General features: G+C 44.9%; 18 protein-coding genes. 6 read left to right on the top strand and 12 right to left on the bottom strand.

All coding sequences use genetic code 11. The features are described from left to right. Positions 1–741: 741 nt before the first annotated feature. Positions 742–1,596, bottom strand: coding sequence for a transposase (locus ASG89_RS02485; RefSeq protein ID WP_063867644.1), 855 nt, complete (start codon positions 1,594–1,596; stop codon positions 742–744). Between the two features lie 717 nt (positions 1,597–2,313). On the opposite strand from ASG89_RS02485, the gene yunB reads away from it, so the two are divergent. Next, positions 2,314–3,045, top strand: a complete 732-nt coding sequence (gene yunB / locus ASG89_RS02490; protein WP_235549567.1) for a sporulation protein YunB — start codon at positions 2,314–2,316, stop codon at positions 3,043–3,045. Between the two features lie 38 nt (positions 3,046–3,083). Here the strand turns inward: yunB and ASG89_RS02495 are convergent, their stop codons facing one another. Next, positions 3,084–4,130: a M23 family metallopeptidase gene (locus ASG89_RS02495; protein ID WP_057308718.1), complete on the bottom strand. Its 1,047-nt coding sequence runs from the start codon at positions 4,128–4,130 to the stop codon at positions 3,084–3,086. 116 nt (positions 4,131–4,246) lie between these two features. On the opposite strand from ASG89_RS02495, the gene larC (ASG89_RS02500) reads away from it, so the two are divergent. Next, a complete protein-coding gene (larC, locus tag ASG89_RS02500; protein ID WP_057308719.1) occupies positions 4,247–4,741 on the top strand; it encodes a nickel insertion protein in 495 nt (164 codons plus the stop codon). Between the two features lie 25 nt (positions 4,742–4,766). On the opposite strand, the gene larC (ASG89_RS02505) is transcribed toward larC (ASG89_RS02500), so the two are convergent. The 3 genes from larC (ASG89_RS02505) to larE are packed head-to-tail and all read right to left on the bottom strand — an operon-like array spanning position 4,767 to position 7,357. Further along, positions 4,767–5,729 carry a nickel pincer cofactor biosynthesis protein LarC gene (gene larC / locus ASG89_RS02505; protein ID WP_057308720.1) on the bottom strand — a complete coding sequence of 321 codons (963 nt, stop codon included), beginning with the start codon at positions 5,727–5,729 and terminating at the stop codon, positions 4,767–4,769. Positions 5,730–5,738: 9 nt separating this feature from the next. Next, entirely contained in the window at positions 5,739–6,512 is a 774-nt protein-coding gene (gene larB / locus ASG89_RS02510) for a nickel pincer cofactor biosynthesis protein LarB (RefSeq protein WP_057308721.1), read from the bottom strand. Further along, positions 6,509–7,357 carry an ATP-dependent sacrificial sulfur transferase LarE gene (gene larE, locus ASG89_RS02515; protein WP_057308722.1) on the bottom strand — a complete coding sequence of 283 codons (849 nt, stop codon included), beginning with the start codon at positions 7,355–7,357 and terminating at the stop codon, positions 6,509–6,511. The genes larB and larE overlap by 4 nt, the downstream gene beginning before the upstream one ends. 85 nt (positions 7,358–7,442) lie before the next feature. On the opposite strand from larE, the gene lipA reads away from it, so the two are divergent. After that, on the top strand, positions 7,443–8,390 hold the full coding sequence (lipA, locus tag ASG89_RS02520; RefSeq protein ID WP_082592631.1) for a lipoyl synthase: 948 nt from the start codon (positions 7,443–7,445) through the stop codon (positions 8,388–8,390). A 42-nt stretch (positions 8,391–8,432) separates the two neighbouring features. Then, entirely contained in the window at positions 8,433–8,753 is a 321-nt protein-coding gene (locus ASG89_RS02525; RefSeq protein ID WP_057308724.1) for a YutD family protein, read from the top strand. 80 nt (positions 8,754–8,833) lie between these two features. Here the strand turns inward: ASG89_RS02525 and ASG89_RS02530 are convergent, their stop codons facing one another. From ASG89_RS02530 to ylbJ, 4 genes are all read right to left on the bottom strand, one after another. After that, positions 8,834–9,646, bottom strand: a complete 813-nt coding sequence (locus ASG89_RS02530) for an NAD kinase (protein ID WP_057308725.1) — start codon at positions 9,644–9,646, stop codon at positions 8,834–8,836. A gap of 78 nt (positions 9,647–9,724) precedes the next feature. Continuing rightward, positions 9,725–10,396 (bottom strand): flagellar brake protein, encoded by a 672-nt coding sequence (locus tag ASG89_RS02535; protein ID WP_057308726.1) that lies wholly within the window; start codon positions 10,394–10,396, stop codon positions 9,725–9,727. A gap of 130 nt (positions 10,397–10,526) precedes the next feature. Continuing rightward, complete coding sequence (glgP, locus tag ASG89_RS02540) at positions 10,527–13,124, bottom strand: alpha-glucan family phosphorylase (RefSeq protein ID WP_235549568.1); 2,598 nt, start codon at positions 13,122–13,124, stop codon at positions 10,527–10,529. 1 nt (position 13,125) lies between these two features. Further along, complete coding sequence (gene ylbJ, locus ASG89_RS02545) at positions 13,126–14,364, bottom strand: sporulation integral membrane protein YlbJ (protein WP_057308727.1); 1,239 nt, start codon at positions 14,362–14,364, stop codon at positions 13,126–13,128. Positions 14,365–14,701: 337 nt separating this feature from the next. On the opposite strand from ylbJ, the gene ASG89_RS02550 reads away from it, so the two are divergent. Together ASG89_RS02550 and ASG89_RS02555 are read left to right on the top strand one after the other, a co-directional pair. Continuing rightward, complete coding sequence (locus ASG89_RS02550; protein WP_057308728.1) at positions 14,702–15,094, top strand: globin; 393 nt, start codon at positions 14,702–14,704, stop codon at positions 15,092–15,094. A 47-nt stretch (positions 15,095–15,141) separates the two neighbouring features. Next, positions 15,142–15,843 (top strand): DUF2225 domain-containing protein, encoded by a 702-nt coding sequence (locus ASG89_RS02555; protein ID WP_057308729.1) that lies wholly within the window; start codon positions 15,142–15,144, stop codon positions 15,841–15,843. Positions 15,844–15,909: 66 nt separating this feature from the next. On the opposite strand, the gene ASG89_RS02560 is transcribed toward ASG89_RS02555, so the two are convergent. The 3 genes from ASG89_RS02560 to ASG89_RS35350 are packed head-to-tail and all read right to left on the bottom strand — an operon-like array spanning position 15,910 to position 17,461. Beyond that, a complete protein-coding gene (locus ASG89_RS02560; RefSeq protein ID WP_057308730.1) occupies positions 15,910–17,019 on the bottom strand; it encodes a diguanylate cyclase in 1,110 nt (369 codons plus the stop codon). A 27-nt stretch (positions 17,020–17,046) separates the two neighbouring features. After that, a complete protein-coding gene (locus ASG89_RS37405) occupies positions 17,047–17,292 on the bottom strand; it encodes a hypothetical protein (RefSeq protein WP_082592641.1) in 246 nt (81 codons plus the stop codon). A 4-nt stretch (positions 17,293–17,296) separates the two neighbouring features. Further along, entirely contained in the window at positions 17,297–17,461 is a 165-nt protein-coding gene (locus tag ASG89_RS35350; protein ID WP_082592644.1) for a YycC family protein, read from the bottom strand. Between the last annotated feature and the right edge of the window lie 113 nt (positions 17,462–17,574).

Consider the following 17,574-nt stretch of genomic DNA (forward strand, 5'->3'; position numbering starts at 1 on the left):
TCACATCCATATCCACTCCCACTTCTCTATCCCCACTATCCCCTCAGCTCAGAAAGGTGCAAGTACTTCGCTACTTATAAATCATGACCAATTAGACTAAACTTGACCCCTTACTGAATTATATCGAACTGGGAACCCCAGACCGATTTTGATTGAACTAACGAATTGGGCATACAAATCAAAGCAACAAATCGATGTAACGGATCAAAGTAACATACCGATGTAACGGATCATAGTAACATACCGATGTAACGGGTCATAGTAACAAATCGATGTAACGGATCAAAGTAACATACCGATGTAACGGATCATAGTAACATACCGATGTAACGGGTCATAGTAACAGACCGATGTAACGGATCAAGTAACAGATCGATGTAACGGATCAAGTAACAGACCGATGTAACGGATCAAAGTAACAGATCGATGTAACGGATCAAAGTAACAGATTGATGTAACAAATCAAAGTAACAGATTGATGTAACAAATCAAAGTAACAGATTGATGTAACGGATCAATGTAATAGATCGATGTAACAGGTTTTTGCAACAGTTCAGAATTGAAGTACCAGAACAATCCAACCCAAAATAAATCGAAATATAAAACTAGACCACATGGATCCGTCCATCCGAATTGTACGTGCTTAAAAATCAGGGTGAGTTGATGAGAAGTGTATAAATTAAAGGTACTCTGAAGAACAATCAAGTCTAAAAAACGAATAGTATATTTAGAAAGTATAGGTTAAGTGACCGCATTAATATTACCAATGCAGAGTTTAAACAAGTTATCAAATACAGGCATTTTAGAGGCAATGAGATTAATTCGGTAGCAGAACTCGTCTAAATAGCTTTGAAGATGACGGGCGCCGATGCCATGGAAGGTGGTATTAATCCAAGTGCTTGCTTGTTTAGCGATTTCAAGTAATGGGCGCTGTCGTTTTGGTGTATAAAATCCGGTAATTTTGTGAATCTCATTCACTGTCGGTTCGATATGTTGCTCCTGAAAGGTGGATATGTCGCTTTTAGAAATATGTCTACTCCTAGGATATGCGGGGATAACATGCTTAATTTTGATATACGTAGGTTCACCTGAATCATTGATCGAAGAGCCTGCGAGTAAGAGATGTTCTTGATGATGTTTGTGGACAGTTGGATTGAAGGGTTTTCCATAGATAGCGGAGTTAATTTGAACAGATCCTGTAAGCAGACTTTGATTATCCGCCTGTAGAATGGAAGTGCGAATTTTGTGGAGAATTAACCAGGCTGTTTTGTAAGTAACTTTAATCAGTCTTGAAAGCTCCATGGCGGTTGTACCAATATGAGTACGTGAAATCAGGAAAATTGCCAATAACCACTTGCGAAGCTCAGTTCGGGAGCCTTCCATAATCGTACCTGAGAGTAAAGAGACCTGAAAACGGCAACGGGAACATTCATATAAGGGTAACCGTCGAGTTGTAGTTACATAGGCATGACGATGTTCACAACGTGGGCAGAGGAAGCCTTCAGGCCATTTCGCTTGGTATAGAAAGTTGATGCAGATATCTTCGGAGGAAAAATAAGTATGAAATTGCTCGTATGACAAACTTGAAAGGTCCATGATTTTTCTCCTCAATATAGCGAGATGGAAACGTTTGTTCTTTCTTTTATTATACCAAACATATGATCTATTTTCAATAATTTGGATAAAATGTTCGTTCTTTTGCCTGAGTGAAGGGGATAGTGGGGATAGATTAGACGAGAGGAAGTAGTGGGGGCAGGGTAGGCAGAGGAAGTGTAGGTGAAATAGGGGATAGCTGGGATAGGTTTGACGAGAGGAAGTAGTGGGGGCCAGGGTAGGCAGGGGAAGTGTAGGTAAAATAGGGATAGCTGGGATAGGTTTGACGAACGGGGAGAGGAAGTAGTGGGGGCAGGGTAGGCAGGGGAAGTGGAGGTAAAATAGGGATAGCTGGGATAGGTTTGACGAACGGGGAGAGGAAGTAGTGTGGGCCAGGGTAGGCAGGGGAAATGTAGGTGAAATAGGGGATAGCTGGGATAGGTTTGACGAGAGGAAGTAGTGTGGGCCAGGGGTAGATAGGGGGATTGTAGGTGGAATAGGGGATAGTGGGGCTGGGAAGGGGAGTGTGTGAAATTAGGATGATGTAGTCGATTTAAATGGGGGAATGTAAATAGAGACGGGTCGAGGATTGGATCGTCTTTTTCAAAACATGTCCGCATAAGGTAGTACTAATGAAATTATGGCGAATAAGTAGGATTTGGTCACGGAGGAAGGGGGAGAAGCATGCTGCAGAGTCGACGATGGAGAAGCAGGCCAACTGTGAAAACAAGCCGTAAAAAGGTACTGTGGATTGGTCTGCTCATCTTAGTCCTGTTTTGCATACAGTTTTTTATTTTTTTAGAGCGAAACCTTAGACCGCCTTTGATGAATCTGGCGAAGGTTAGGGTTAAACAGATCGCAACCCAAGCGATAAATAGTGCAATTGCCGATCATGTGGCAGGAGGAACAAATGCTGAGGAATTAATTGATTGGAAAATGGATAAAAACAATAAAATTACAGGTTTTATGTTGAATTATAATGAGCATATGAGAATTACTTCGGAGGCTATTAAAACGGTTCAAGGTGAGTTGAATAATCTGGAAAGTACTGCAGATCATATCCCCCTTGGGCAGGCTATGAATAGTGCTATTCTCGCCTCTTTTGGACCAGATATCCCGATAAGATTACTTCCAGTTGGAAGTGTGAAGGTGGATATAAATACACGTACTCAAAATGTAGGTATTAATATGGTCATGTTCGAAGTATACGTGCACATTGTTGCAGAAGTTTCTGTTATTATCCCTTTTGATTCAGAGACAGAAATTGTAGAAACAGAAATTCCTATTTCCTATTCGCTTGTTGTGGGGGATGTTCCTACTTATTATTATGACAATAAGGGAAATCCAGTGGGGAGTTCGAAGGATGGCAGTCCGCCGCCAAGTATAACTTTACCAACAATTCCGCACGCAGGGGCAACGAGTCCTACTCCCAAGGAAGGCGTTACCAAATAATAGCCTAAAAAGAAATAACCCACCGTGAGTAGGCGGGTTTATTTCTTTTTACCACGATCTTCGCGCTCCCATCTGCGTAAAGATGGATAAGGATCGTAGCTCCACTCTGTAGTGCCATTATCGCGATATAGCCCAAAATGAAGATGAGGAGGAAATTTGCCAGATGTACCTGGTTTTCCATAGCCGGAGCTGCCGACCCAACCGATGGTTTGTCCGGGTTTGACGATATCGTTTATTTTGAGCGTTTTTTGAAAGCCGGAAAGATGGGCGAAGTAGTGATAAATGTTGTTTAAATCACGAATGCCAATACGCCAGCCGCCGTAGGGGTTCCATCCTTTGATTTCAACGATGCCATAACATGTGCTTCTAACAGGAACACCGTAGCCAGCAAAAAGATCAGTCCCTTCATGGGTACGATGCCCACCCCAGCCTCGACTATCTCCCCATGTGCTGCGATAAGAGTAGTTGGACGAAATAGGTAGCGGGAATGCGTGAGTATTTGCCTCTAATGTACCCAAAGACTCATAAATTGCAGCGAATTGACGTATACGTTCTACGCTACGTGCGTTGTGGTAATAATTCCAAAGATTAATTTGTAAATTATCAACTTTAGTTCCATTTTTACCTAATATATCAGCCATAGCCGCTAATACATCTAAATCGTTGGTGCGGTCAGCAATGCCATCCCCCGATCCATCCCGCCCTAAGCCGTGGAAAAAGGAAACACTTTTTAAATTGGAATCTAGTGGATCTGGATTAAGCATGCCCGCCCAAACAAGCTCAGAAAAATATATATTCGTGATGCTTTGTTGAACGGTTCTTTTTTTGGCTGTGTTCATAGATTTCTCATATTGATCTACAGCGGCTAGGTACGTCCAGGGGATACCCGAGAGTAAGCTTATTTTTTCAAAAAGCTCTTTTCGCTCCGCGTGTGAAGGTTTGGTCGGTTGGGAGCTTGGTGTTAGGGTAATTGGGCCATTTGCCATAGCTGGTGATACATCAATATTTGAAATAGGTGGTAATGAGATTGTTGATAGGAGGAGGCTAAGGACGAGAACTTTTGACCAAAATGCCCTGCTTTGCATCTCTATCATCCTTCCTGAAATGTTAGTTCTTAGGATGTACGGATGTCTTGTTGTTTATCCTTAGATCTTTCGTTGCCACGGAATATTTGCTATGATGCCAATATGAGGTGGGAATAGTGACTTTTAACCATAGAGAAGAGCATGTTGACGACCATATGTTATTAGTTCAAGCGAATTTGGATGATATGAATCCAGAGTGGATGACTTATGTGATGGATAAGCTTTTTGATGCGGGTGCAAATGATGTATATATGGTACCAATTATCATGAAACGAGGGCGTCCTGGTATCATGTTGAATGTATTAGTGGACGAGGGACGGTTGTCTGCCATTGAGGAGATTATATTCAGTGAAACAACCACACTTGGGATTCGATATCTGCATGCGTCTTGTCATCGATTAGCTAGAGAATTTGAGCGTGTGGAAACACCTTGGGGCCCCTTAACGGTAAAAGTTGGTTATCACGCAGGGAAATTGGTGCAATATGCTCCTGAATTTAAGGAATGTGAACAAGTAGCAAGGATGCATGAAGTACCTTTGAAGATGGTTTATGAGGAAGTTAGGTTATTATTTATTCAACAACAGAGACAAAAAAACGCTCTTCCATTGTGATGGAAGGGCGTTTGTCTTATATAGGCTATTGTGGGGTGCCAGGGGTGGCATCGCCATGATGCGTGTGAGTATGTGAGTGATCATGATGGTGATGATGATCGTGTTTATGATCGACTTCATGATCATGGCTGTGTGTATGGTCATCGTGTGTATGCTTATGATCGTGATGGTGGTGATGGTCATCGTGCGTATGCGTATGTTCATGATTATGCTCATGCGCCAGATGCTCATGACTAACTTGCCATTTACCAATAAACGGATCAATTTTACCAACTACTACGCGGAGCACATTGGGTTGCTTAGGTAAGTCCCTAGTGCCTGCACCATAGCCAATGTGATCAACTACCATGGGTGGGAAGCTTTTGGAGAATTCATCAACAATGCCAGATATAATTCCGGCACCTGTTGGTGTAGTCATTTCTAAGCTATACGGAGTTGAAGCGATTGGTAAGCCTCTCATCATCTCCAGTGTGGCAGGAGCGGGTACTGGGTAAATACCATGATCAATATGTATGGTTCCGGATCCTAATGGTACTGGAGAGGAGAAAATACGCTCGATTTGTAAGGAGTCGATGGCTAATGCAACACCTACGATATCAACGATGGAATCAATGGCACCGACTTCATGAAAATGTACTTTTTCAATAGCGATCCCGTGAATCTTAGCTTCAGCAATCGCAATTTTTTTGAAAATTGCTAAGCTAAGTGCTGTAACACGCTCATTGAATTCTGCTTTTTGAATGGCACTGACAATGTCTGAATAATGTCTGTGCTGCTTCGGAGGATGTTCAGGATCGAGTATGACATCCAGCTTGAGGGCGGAAATGCCGCGTTTCACAACACGCTTCCATTCCAAGGTGTAGGGCTCTAGTTTGATTTTGGAAAGCTCATCCTCAATATAAGCACGATCTGCTCCCGCATCAACCAAAGCACCAAGAGTCATATCGCCGCTAATTCCAGAGAAGCAGTCCAAATATAAAATGCGCATGGTCGTAATTCACGCTCGTTTCGACATATTTTTGTTAATAAGTCCCGCATAATAACCAGCGCCAAAGCCATTGTCGATGTTAACGACGGAGATGCCCGGCGAGCAGCTATTGAGCATGGACAGCAGAGGTGCGATCCCGGCAAGGTTCGCGCCGTACCCAATACTCGTCGGCACAGCGACGATGGGTTTAGAGACAAGCCCGCCCATGACGCTGGCGAGCGCGCCCTCCATGCCGGCAACAACCACAATCGCGTTCGCACCGCGAATGAGCTCGAGCCGGCGGAAGAGCCGATGAATGCCAGCGACACCCACGTCGTACACACGTTCAACGTGGCTGCCTAGGCATTCAGCTGTTAGGGCAGCTTCCTCCGCCACGGGGAGGTCGGAAGTGCCTGCGCACACGACAGCGATATAACCATCGTGGACGTTGAGCAGCGGGCGCTTAAACCAAGTGAGCGCCCGTGCGGTTTCGTGGTAGGTGACACCTGCCACGTTGGCTACGACATAGGCGGCTTTGGCCGCGTCGACGCGTGTGGCGAGCACGCGGTCGGTATGCTCCATCAGCCGCCGGAAAATGGCTTCGATCTGCTCGGGTGTCTTGCCTTCCCCGAAAATGACCTCGGGGAAGCCCGTACGCTTCTCGCGATCGATGTCGAGCTGCGCAAATCCAAGATCAAGGTTGGCGGGACCTGATCCGCCTTCCTTGATGATTTGCTTCTTGGCTTCGTCTATATCCAGATCGCCGGCCTGGACGAGTTTTAAGATCTTCTCTAAGTCCATCATAAGGAAGCTTCTTTCACCTTATCTTTCGTTTCTTGAGATAGCACTTCATTCATGCTGCCCGTGCGGTAGCCTTGCAGGTCTAACGTGACATACGTAAAGCCAAGCTTGCTGAATTTTTCGTAAATCGCATCGCGGTGTTCAACAACTTTGTGAATCTCATCTGGCATGACTTCGATTCGAGCAATCTTCTCGTGATGACGCACACGTACTTGATAGAGGCCAAGCTGGGAGAGGAAATATTCACCTTCGTCCAATTGGTCAATCTTCCACTTCTCGATTTGTGTACCATATGGTATACGAGAGGATAAGCAGGCAAAGGAAGGTTTGTTCCATGTGCTCAGACCAAGTTCTTTGGAAAGCGCTCGGATCTCGTCTTTGGTTAAGCCGGCTTCTTGCAGCGTACTGCGGACGCCTTGCTCATTTTTCGCTTGTAGTCCTGGTCTATAGTCGCCTAGATCGTCGACATTGGAACCATCCAAGAGAAAAGGATATCCCAGTTCCTTCGCGATATCTTGCAAATGGGAATAAAGCCCCGTCTTGCAGTGATAACAACGGTCAGGATTATTGGCAACGAAATTCGCATTTTCCAATTCCTTTACCTCTGTTACGTGCAAGCGAACGCCAAATTGTTCGGCTAGTTGTGCTGCGGCATCAAACTCCCTCGTGGGAAACGTTTCAGATGCTGCGGTTACGGCAAGGACTTGATCCCCAAGCTCTTGCTGTGCACGTTTGAGGACGAATGTACTGTCAACTCCTCCGGAGAAGGCGACAATGACACGGCCCATGTTTCTCAAAATTTCACCAAGCTTGCGATCTTTCTCGCGAGTTACTTCTTGTATGCTCATGTTTCTATCCTCCCATACAGCCTTTATGTAGTAAGCTGAGCTGTTTTGGTCTATCTAAACAAGTGTATCACAACTGACCCCCAAAGTGGATTGTTTTGTCAGTCATTCATGTTATAATAACATCATTGAGAAACCAAATAAAAAGGCGGGAATTACAATGCCTAGAAAAGTATTAGAGAGAAAACCAGACTGGTTAAAGATCAATCTTAAGACCGATGAGAATTTCAAAGAAATTAAATCCATGATGCGTTCCAAGACGTTGCATACAGTTTGTGAAGAAGCCAAATGTCCGAACATTCATGAATGCTGGGCGAATCGGACAGCGACTTTTATGATATTAGGAGATATTTGTACACGGGCTTGTCGCTTTTGTGCAGTTAAAACTGGTCTCCCTACTGAGCTTGATTTGGAAGAGCCGGAACGTGTTGCAGACGCAGCGCTACAAATGGGGCTTCGTCATTGTGTTGTTACCTCGGTGGCACGTGATGATTTAACAGATGGCGGTGCCATGATTTTCGCAGAGACGATTAAAGCGATCCGTCGTAAACTGCCAATGTGCACAGTTGAAGTATTGATTCCTGACTTCTTGGGTCGAGAAGAATCATTAGCTACCGTGCTTGAGGCAAAACCAGATATTCTGAATCACAATATGGAAACGGTCGAGCGGATGTCAGATCGCGTTCGTTCTAAAGCGAAATACCGTCGTTCACTTGAACTGTTGCAACGTTCTAAGCAGATAGCCCCTAACATCCCAACGAAATCTAGTGTCATGATTGGTGTAGGGGAAGAGTGGGACGAGCTGCTTCAAACGATGGAAGACCTGCGTGAAGTGGATTGTGATATTATGACGATCGGTCAATACTTACAGCCGTCCACGACGCATTTATCAGTATCCAAGTATTATACACCTGAACAGTTTGCTATGTTGAAGGAAGAGGGCATGAAACGCGGCTTTAAGCACGTAGAGTCGGGCCCGCTGGTACGCAGTTCCTATCATGCGCATGAACAGGTCAAAGCAGCATCAAGCGTTTAGAATTCAATGAACGGATCATAGAAAGGAGAGCTTCCTACCACCATGATTCATATTGCCAATAAAACATACGAGCTTGTTACCGATCACAAAAATGGTTGGAATTTCGAAGTGTTCAAAGAACGCTTCAGCGAAGTATTGGAGCGGTACGATTATATTGTGGGCGATTGGGGATATAGTCAATTACGACTGAGAGGGTTTTTCAAAGAAATCCACCCAAAAGCGACCAAAGAATCCTCCATCGCAGCTCTTCAAGATTATTTGAATGAGTACTGCAACTTCGGGTGTGCTTACTTTATTATCGAGAAAGTAAACGCGCCTAAGCAACAAATACCGACTGAAGTTATTAGTTCAACAACGGTTTAATCAGCGTGAATCAAATAACGCCATCTGAACTCCAGCAAATGTGGAGAGCAGATGGCGTTTTGTTATGCTTGGTTTTAAGCTTATTTTACTTCAAGGCCAACGAAGGCCTCGCGAACACGATTCCAGAAAGGAAACGGACGGAACCGTGCGAATTTTACTTTCACATTGGAAGCGACACGGCAGCGAATGGAAACGACATCGGCGCGCTGCATATATAAGTGGTCCAGCGACAACAGCATATTCTGCTGTGCTTTGGGATAAATGTCACAGTGATGATGCTTCGGTAAAATCATTGATGAGCCCAATGTACGGTACACGCGATTGTTAATTGATGCAATCTCAGCAATCTGTATAGCTTCAAGCGATGGATGAACCATGGCGCCGCCCAAGCTCTTATTATAAGCGGTACTGCCTGCGGGAGAAGATATACAGATACCGTCACCACGGAACATCTCGAACATTTCATCGTTCACGTGAAGCCTTGCGACAAGTGAAACTTCGATCCCGCGAATCGTAAACTCGTTAAGTGCGAGATGTGTTTCAACACCCTTGTCCGTCGTGATTTCGATTTCGACAACGGGGTAGCGCACGACTTGTAACTCTTCTGGAGTTGCAACACTAAACATTAATGAAGCTAGATGATCTAACTCGTCTGGCTTCCAATCTGCAAAAAAGCCAAGATGCCCCGTATGGATCCCAACAAATGCAATATGATCTAACTTGTCCACATATTTATGAAAAGCTTGGAGCATCGTGCCATCCCCGCCAATGGACAGGACGATATCGGGATGATCTTCATCCCTTGGCATGCCTTGCTTAGCGGCGAGAGAGTGGAAGCGTTCGGTCAGCCCCTTGGAGATGTCATCGCCTCGTTCAATGACGTTATATTTCAATCTTGTTCCTCCTAAGAGTTTTGCTTTTAGCAAAACTTGCTTCGTAAGCGTGGACTGAGTTTTCGTAGAATTGTCTTCTTAAGAATTAGAGCAGTAGGCATCAATCTCTTGGAGAATGGATTCAGGTGTATGCCGGAATTCGGCGGCAACTCGATAGCTATCGTTGCTGAAATGCGTAACTCTTACAATTTCACCATAGACAGTCATAGGCTGAGATACATTCGGGAGAATGAAGCTGAACTCCAGAATCAACGGAAAGAAAAGTCGATTGGATGTGACAAAGGATAATCCGCCAACACTGATATCGAGGAGTTGTCCGGTAAAAGCGACACCCTTCTGAGCAGATAAGCTTCGTATACCAGCGACACGCAGTGTAATCGGTGTGCGCAGTGTAAGCTTTGCACGTGGATGTCTTCGGTTTTGATGTTGAAAAACTTCCTCAGGAAGAGATAATGTCAGGGAACAGATCGTCTTTTTGAGTTCAAGCCCAATCAAATCGACATAAGCGTAATATAAAATGGCACCATCTTTGAAAGAAAATTCAACGAGAGAAACATGTTCGAGCTTGTCGAAGGGATATACACCCAATTGTTCAAGACATACGGTTATCGAATCTTCGCCTATTTTGTCGATAGCAAAGCTATCTTCAAAACAGAAAGGCTGACCATCTTTACATTCACCAACAATGATAATATGACAATCCTGATTTGGCGAAAAGGAAGCCAATTCTAGTACCTTATTCCAATCCATAGCATCACCAAGTCGTTAGATTTACATTCACATCTGCCTGTACATCCTGTAAATTCTCTTCTCATCATAATTTATCTAAGTCAATAAGAAAAGCCCCAAACGGGGCTTTCTCTCAGGTTATCACATTTTATTATGAAGACAAGGTGCTCGTAACGAGGGAGAGTTCAAACGAATGCGCAAAGTTGGTTGAGATGGGACGCACACGAATCGAGAAGTGAGGCCCATGAACAAGATGGGATGGAATGGTAGCTTGGAAACGTTGCGATTGCTCAATAAGTTCCCCAATGGGGGCCATGAGAATGATTTTCTGCTCCCACGTTTCGCCATTTTCTGCATAGTATATGACTTCTACTGCCGTATCCTGCGGCCAAATGGGCCCGAATTGGATTTGAGCCGAAATTTCTTTCGTCCCCGGCGGAATCTCAGCTAGAGGGACTTCGGAAGTCGATTTACTCGCGTGATCATCAATATTCATAATTCGGACCTGATGCCAATTGCTGCGGATGAATTGCTTATAATCGGCAACTTTGGTAGCCACATCATAATTGTCCGCGACAAAAAGTCGAGCGCGTTTGGCTGTAGGTACATACGAAAGATTCGTGTAGTCCTGCACCATTCGGTGCGTATTATAGACCGGGCTGAGTGACTGAACGGATCGCTTCATGCGTTCAATCCATTGATAAGGGATTTCACCTTGATTGTAGTAAAGAGGAATAATCTCATTCTCTAAAAGGTGATAAATCGCTTTGGTATTTTCTTTCTCCTGCGCGGCCCAGTCTGCGGCTCCTGTGGATCCGATGGCCCAACCATTCATACCGTTGTAGCCTTCCTCCCACCATCCGTCCAGCACGCTGAAATTAAGAACGCCGTTCATGGCGGCTTTCTGGCCGCTGGTTCCGCTAGCCTCAAGGGGGCGGCGCGGGTTGTTTAACCATACGTCGACGCCTTGAACGAGGTAGCGAGCCATGTTGATATCATAATTCTCGAGAATAACGATTTTACCGAGAAATTCTTTTAGCTGTGAGATGCGGTAAATTTCTCGGATGAGATCTTGACCAGGGTAATCAGCAGGATGGGCTTTACCTGCAAAAATAAATTGCACTGGTCGATCGGGATCGTTGATTAGTTTCTTGAGGCGATACAGATCATTGAAAATCAAATTGGCCCGTTTGTAGGTAGCAAAGCGTCTGGCGAACCCAATTGTAAGGGCTTTAGGGTTTAAATAGTGCCTAACTTCTTCAATCCGTTCTTCGGATTCCCCGTTACGTTTGCGTTGCTCCATAAGACTATTTCGAGCGTAACGTACTAAATCTTCCTTCAAATGCTGATGAACTTTCCAAATGGATTCGCCCGGAATAACCTCGATTTGTGCCCATTGATGCTCGTTGGACTGCTCCGCTCGCCATGTGCCTGGGAGGAATCGATCGAAGAGCTCCTTCCAAGCAGGGGCGGTCCAAGTATCCAAGTGAACACCGTTCGTGATAGAGCTGATCGGGACCTCACTGGCATCGATATGACCATGGAATTCTTTGAACATTTCGCGTGAAACCTGCCCATGCAGCTTGCTGACACCATTTCGCAGTCCCGCCGTATTCATCGCCAAATGTGTCATATTGAATTGACCGGACTTATGATCAAGCCCCAGTGAAAGAATGCTTTGTTTATGCTTAGGCAGCACGCTGAAAAGGTGACTGAGATAGTGTTCCACCATCTCGACAGAGAACGTATCATGACCTGCTGGAACAGGTGTATGGGTCGTAAAAACGGTGGCGGAGCGTACGGTCTCAACCGCAACATGAAAAGGAAGGCCTAAGTGAAGCAGTTCCTTCAACCGTTCTAATGTCAGGAAAGCTGCGTGACCTTCATTAATGTGGTACACATTCGGGTAAATGCCGAGTGCACGGAGTACTTTGACACCACCGATTCCCAGTACCATTTCCTGGGCGATCCGCATATCTTGATTGCCGCCATACAGCTGAGCAGTTAGCGCTTTATCCCCGTCATTATTCGTTTCGTGGTCGGTATCCAGCAAGAAGACCAGATTGCGTCCGACCTTAACAGCCCAAACCAAGAGAGTGATAGTGCGACCCGAGATATCGAGCGAGACCGTGAGCTGTTGGTCATTTTGAGGTACAGGACGAATCGGTAATTGCTCAAAATCATAGGGGAATAATTCACTTTGCTGACTGCCGCTCGCATCAATTTTTTGCGTGAAATAGCCTTTTTTATAGAGTAGGCCCACGCCAGCAAGCGGAATTCCTAGGTCACTGGAAGATTTGATGTGATCACCGGCCAGAATGCCAAGGCCGCCTGAATAAATCGGAAGCGATTCATGGAATCCAAATTCAGCAGAGAAATAAGCAATTTGCACATTATCTTCGGTGGCATAGTTATTTGAATACCAGCTAGGTTCATTCATATACGTATCGAATCTAAGCATAACTTGGTGATATCGCTCAACAAAATCAGTGTTCTGGCTTAACGTTTCAAGCTGGGGAGTCTCTAGCTCGTGAAGCAGTCGAACAGGATTGTGACCGAGATCTTTCCAACGTCCAGGGTCCATGCTTTCAAAAAGCTGCAGCGCATCATGGTTCCAACTGAACCATAAATTAAAAGCCAGCTCGCGAAGTCGTGCAATCGCCGGCGGTAAACCTTTTGCCTCTTGGGGGTCGGCTGCTATCATATCTGAATAATCTCTCCCTTTATAAACATGATCGTAGTTACCCATATTATCTTGTTCCACCAACCTTTTCATACACCAGTCTAAGTAAGGAATATGCGAGGAAGAGACTCATGATGACAGCAAAAGCACCAACAAAGACCATCGCACTTATCGGGAAAATAAGTTTTAGATAGCTCAATACGGGTGAATTCGCCTCATAGTGCGGCAAGAATACGGCCTGAGGACTTTGAAATCGTTGCATAGGCTCCCAAATCAGGAGAACAATAGCAGAAGATAGAATGCCATGAAGGAGGCGGGCAAAAAGGAAAGGGAGATAGCGCATGTTCGTGTGGCTTAACAAGCTGACAATTTGGGCATGAACAGACATGCCGGCCCAGGAGAGGATGAAGGCGCCTATCGCGACTTTACTGGAAAGAGCAATCGCAGCCGGGGCACTGCCTGCAGCTTTCGCGCCGAGTGTCACTTCGAACAATCCATTCATGATGGCTTGAGAGAGCTCATGCGGTAAGCCTGTGATGGTTAAGAGGGACGTAATCAGCATGTAGAACACATTCATCACCTGAGCAGATGTGAGAACCTCAAGAACGACCGAGAAGAAGACAACAAGGCCTCCTACAACGAACATTAAACGCAGAGATTGCAAAATAGATTGGCTTAACAATGTCCCTAGGGGTCTTCCATCTTGTAATCTCGCGTTGTGCATGGTCTCAAAGGCTTGCTTCCATACGGGACCTCTCTCCTTTACTGGTTGAGGTGTGGGTATCGCCTTCCTGCCATGAAACCGCATGACGAGACCAATAATGAAAGAACCTCCATAATGGGCGATGGCTAAAATAAAAGCTAATGACGCGTCATGGAAAAATCCGATCGCAACAGCTCCGATCAGAAATATGGGGTCCGAACTTGTTGTGAAGGCAACAAGCCGTTCACCTTCTTCCCGGTTGACCAGCTTCTGTTCCCAGAGCTGCGCCGTTAGCTTGGCACCGACAGGATAGCCAGCAGCAAACCCCATTGCCATCACGAATCCGCCAATCCCAGGAATACGGAAGACGGGACGCATCATCGGGTCAAGCAGTGTGCCGAAGAAATGAACGATCCCGAAGCCAAGCATAATTTCGGAGATAACGAAGAATGGGAATAGGGCTGGGAAGAGGACATCCCACCAAATGGAAACGCCGCGTAATGCGGCTTGAAACCCGTCATGCGGGAACAGGACCAGGCATACAATGATGGCTATGATAACGAATGACATAAGTAAGGCAGGGGTGAAGTTTTGTTTCGGCATAACGGGTAGATACCTCCTCTTATTCAACTATATGAATAAGCTTGGACATACATACCGTCTTCAAGTTTCTTGAAAATGTAGGCTGTCTAGTTGAAGGCCTATGTACAAGTAGGTCTATGTAGTCGTTTATTTGCTTTATGGGACTGTTCAGTCCTTGTTTTTATGGTAAAATAGAACTAGTAAAACTTAATCCTATGCATCGGGAGTGATTCAAATGACAGGTGTCATTGCCGGATTGGTTGTCTGTATGTTCGTGTTTGTCATTCGAGAAACGCTCATGCACGCAGGGGACGAGGATTTAGAGAACTATTGAATACGAAATGCGAGGTTCCTTGGTATGTCAGAGAGCAAAAACAGAACCATATTTGAGTTAATGGGAGGGGCGGAGACGGTAAGTCGGTTGGTTGAGGCCTTCTATCCGAAAGTACAACAGCACCCGTTACTTTCGCCGCTTTTCCCAGCTAATATAGCCCCAGTTATTGAGAAACAGACGTTGTTTCTGACCCAATTTTTCGGTGGGCCAACCTTGTACTCCGATCGCCATGGTCATCCGATGATGCGAGCTAGGCATATGCCTTTTCCGATTACAAGAGAGCATGCGGATGCATGGTTAGCTTGTATGACAGAAGCAATGATTGACATAGGCATGCCGGATGATTTAAAGGTTTTTCTCATAGAACGGCTTAAAGGATCTGCCTACCATTTCATCAACACACCTGAGGAAGACTAGTTCGTTCTTCCTATACACTATAATTTTGGGAAAAGGCGGGATTCTAAGTGGTCGAACCCTTGTATGAGATATCAGTGACATGCACCTACTGTACCAATACGTTTAAGTCGAAGAAGGTTCGACCAAGCTTCAAGAAGGCTAGTAAATCAGATTCAGATTTTTGTATTCACTACAAAGATATTAATCCTGATTTCTACGTTGTACGAATCTGTCCTTTTTGTGGGTATGCACATACGGAGAACTTCTCGGATAAATGGACATCTGCGGAACGAGATTTGTTCCATGAAAAAGTGGCTAAGAACTGGTCGTTACGCGATTATTGCAAGGAGAGAACGTGGGAAGATTCCCTTCATTGCTTTAAGCTAGCGCTTCTGAGTGCTCAAATCAAAAACGAGAAGTCACGTCTGGTGGCTGGACTATTGCATCATTTGGCTTGGCTTTACCGAATCAAAGGCGACCGGGAGCAAGAAGAACGTTTCCTCTCATTTGCATTAGATGCGTATGTGAATGTTTTTGAAACTGAAGGCATGGATTTGAATAATGCGAAGCTCATGTATCTTATGGGTGAGCTGAACCGGAGATTGAAACGTTTTTCAGATGCTGTTAAATGGTTTTCACGGATCATTAACGATCGTAAGATTATGGACGCCGGGATGATTAGGGCTAGTCGCGAACAATGGGTGACAACGCGTGAAGATATGCTCGCTATGCGTCTAGAATTGCCGGATGAGATGAAACAAGCTACCTAAAGGCAGAATAGATCGGTAAGAAAATAAAATGAACGCTTAGCCAGGGTACGGTATCCAACCGGATGGTTAAGCGTTCATTTTTTGTACGATTCCTTGTGAATGTTTGAATAGTGTGGGACGGTTTTTGCCGGTATGCTTGGATTGGTAAAGGGCGTGATCGGCTTCCGCAATCAGTGTTTTGAGATCCATGTGAGAAGAGTCTGCTGTTGAGATCCCGATGGAAATAGAGATGGGGGCCGCTTCCATGCCGTTCTTTTTGTAGAGAAATAATTCCGCTATGGAGGTACATAAGGTTTGGCCATAGCTAAGGACACGCTCAGGATCTGTTTCTGTACAGAGAAGAATAAACTCTTCTCCCCCGTACCTCGCGAGGTAATCTTGCTCATGAATCAAATGGCGTAGAACAGAGCTTACTTCTTGGAGTAATTGATCGCCTTCTAAATGTCCGAATCGATCGTTATATAGTTTGAAATTATCGAGATCAATCATCATGATGGATACGTTACGCTTATGTAGGGTACTTTGCGCGATGGGCATAAAACTTCTTAAGTTAGGCAACTTGGTTAAACCATCTTGGTTCGCTTGCATTTCGAGCTTGCGTTGGAGGCGCCAATTGTTGTTCTCGTCATTCACCATAATGATGATCATGAACAGGGTGGCGGATGTAATGGCAAACATGAACAATTGATCAAGGGTATATGACCAAGATAAGCCGCGTTCTAGGAAGCTGTGGGTAAGTAAACGCATAATGAATACGAATCCACATATTTGTAGGGCAAGGCGAATAGGTATGTCCAAAAAGCCATTCCGGTATTCTTTGTTATGGAAAAAGGAGCTAATGAAGGCTGGGGCAATGAGGTCTTGTGCGATGATGAACCAGGCTTGATTTTCTTGAGAGATAAGACTTGAACCAGCAGGCAATATGGTCGCGAAGAGGGCAACAGGTAATCCATATCGCAATCCGGCCATGATGATAGGTAACGAGCGAAGATCGATTAAGCCGAATGTCTCTGGAAGCGGAACCAGCATCATGATGATGCTGGCTAACCCTGTAAGCAATGATGCAAATAGATTTTCGTGCGAAACAATTAACATCTTGCTATGAACTTTCAAGGCTAAATAATTTAAGGTCACTAATGTACATGCGCTTGTCAAAGGAATGAGGTACTCATTCATAAAGGGTCGTTTGCTCCTTGCAATGAACTACGAATTATGTTTATTTCGTACCGCGGTGTCCGCTAGTAAATAATCTCGATCTGTATCCACAAGTGTTAACTTGTTATGACAACAAGGGAAGACAAGCAGTTTCTTCTTACCTTCGTGGATGGAATCGAGCTCATGAATTTTGAGCGGCAGCAAGACATTTGAGCTTAGACAGAATGGACATTGGGCCACATAAATGTCCTTCATGATGATGTCGTAAGGCCAGGTGTTAGCAAAAGGGATCAAAGGGCTACTTCGATTCCGGTTCGCTCGTGTCGGACGATGTGCTTTTCGCGAGCTCTGCTAATTTCTGAAGAAGAATATGTTGTGGCATATGCATGAGATGTTCTAAAGGTACTTTAAGCTGCTCAGCTAACTTAACAGCGGTTTCAGGAGAAATTTGTAACGGTTTCATTATTGAGAAATCACCCATCCTGTTCCGATTTAGTCCGAAGGAACTATATATAATTGAATCATACTTTGTGAAGAGAAGCAATGAGGAAGATGCGGATAGTTGGCGAATGGCTA

The sequence above is a fragment of the Paenibacillus sp. Soil766 genome (assembly GCF_001428105.1).
Lineage (GTDB): Bacteria > Bacillota > Bacilli > Paenibacillales > NBRC-103111 > Paenibacillus_E.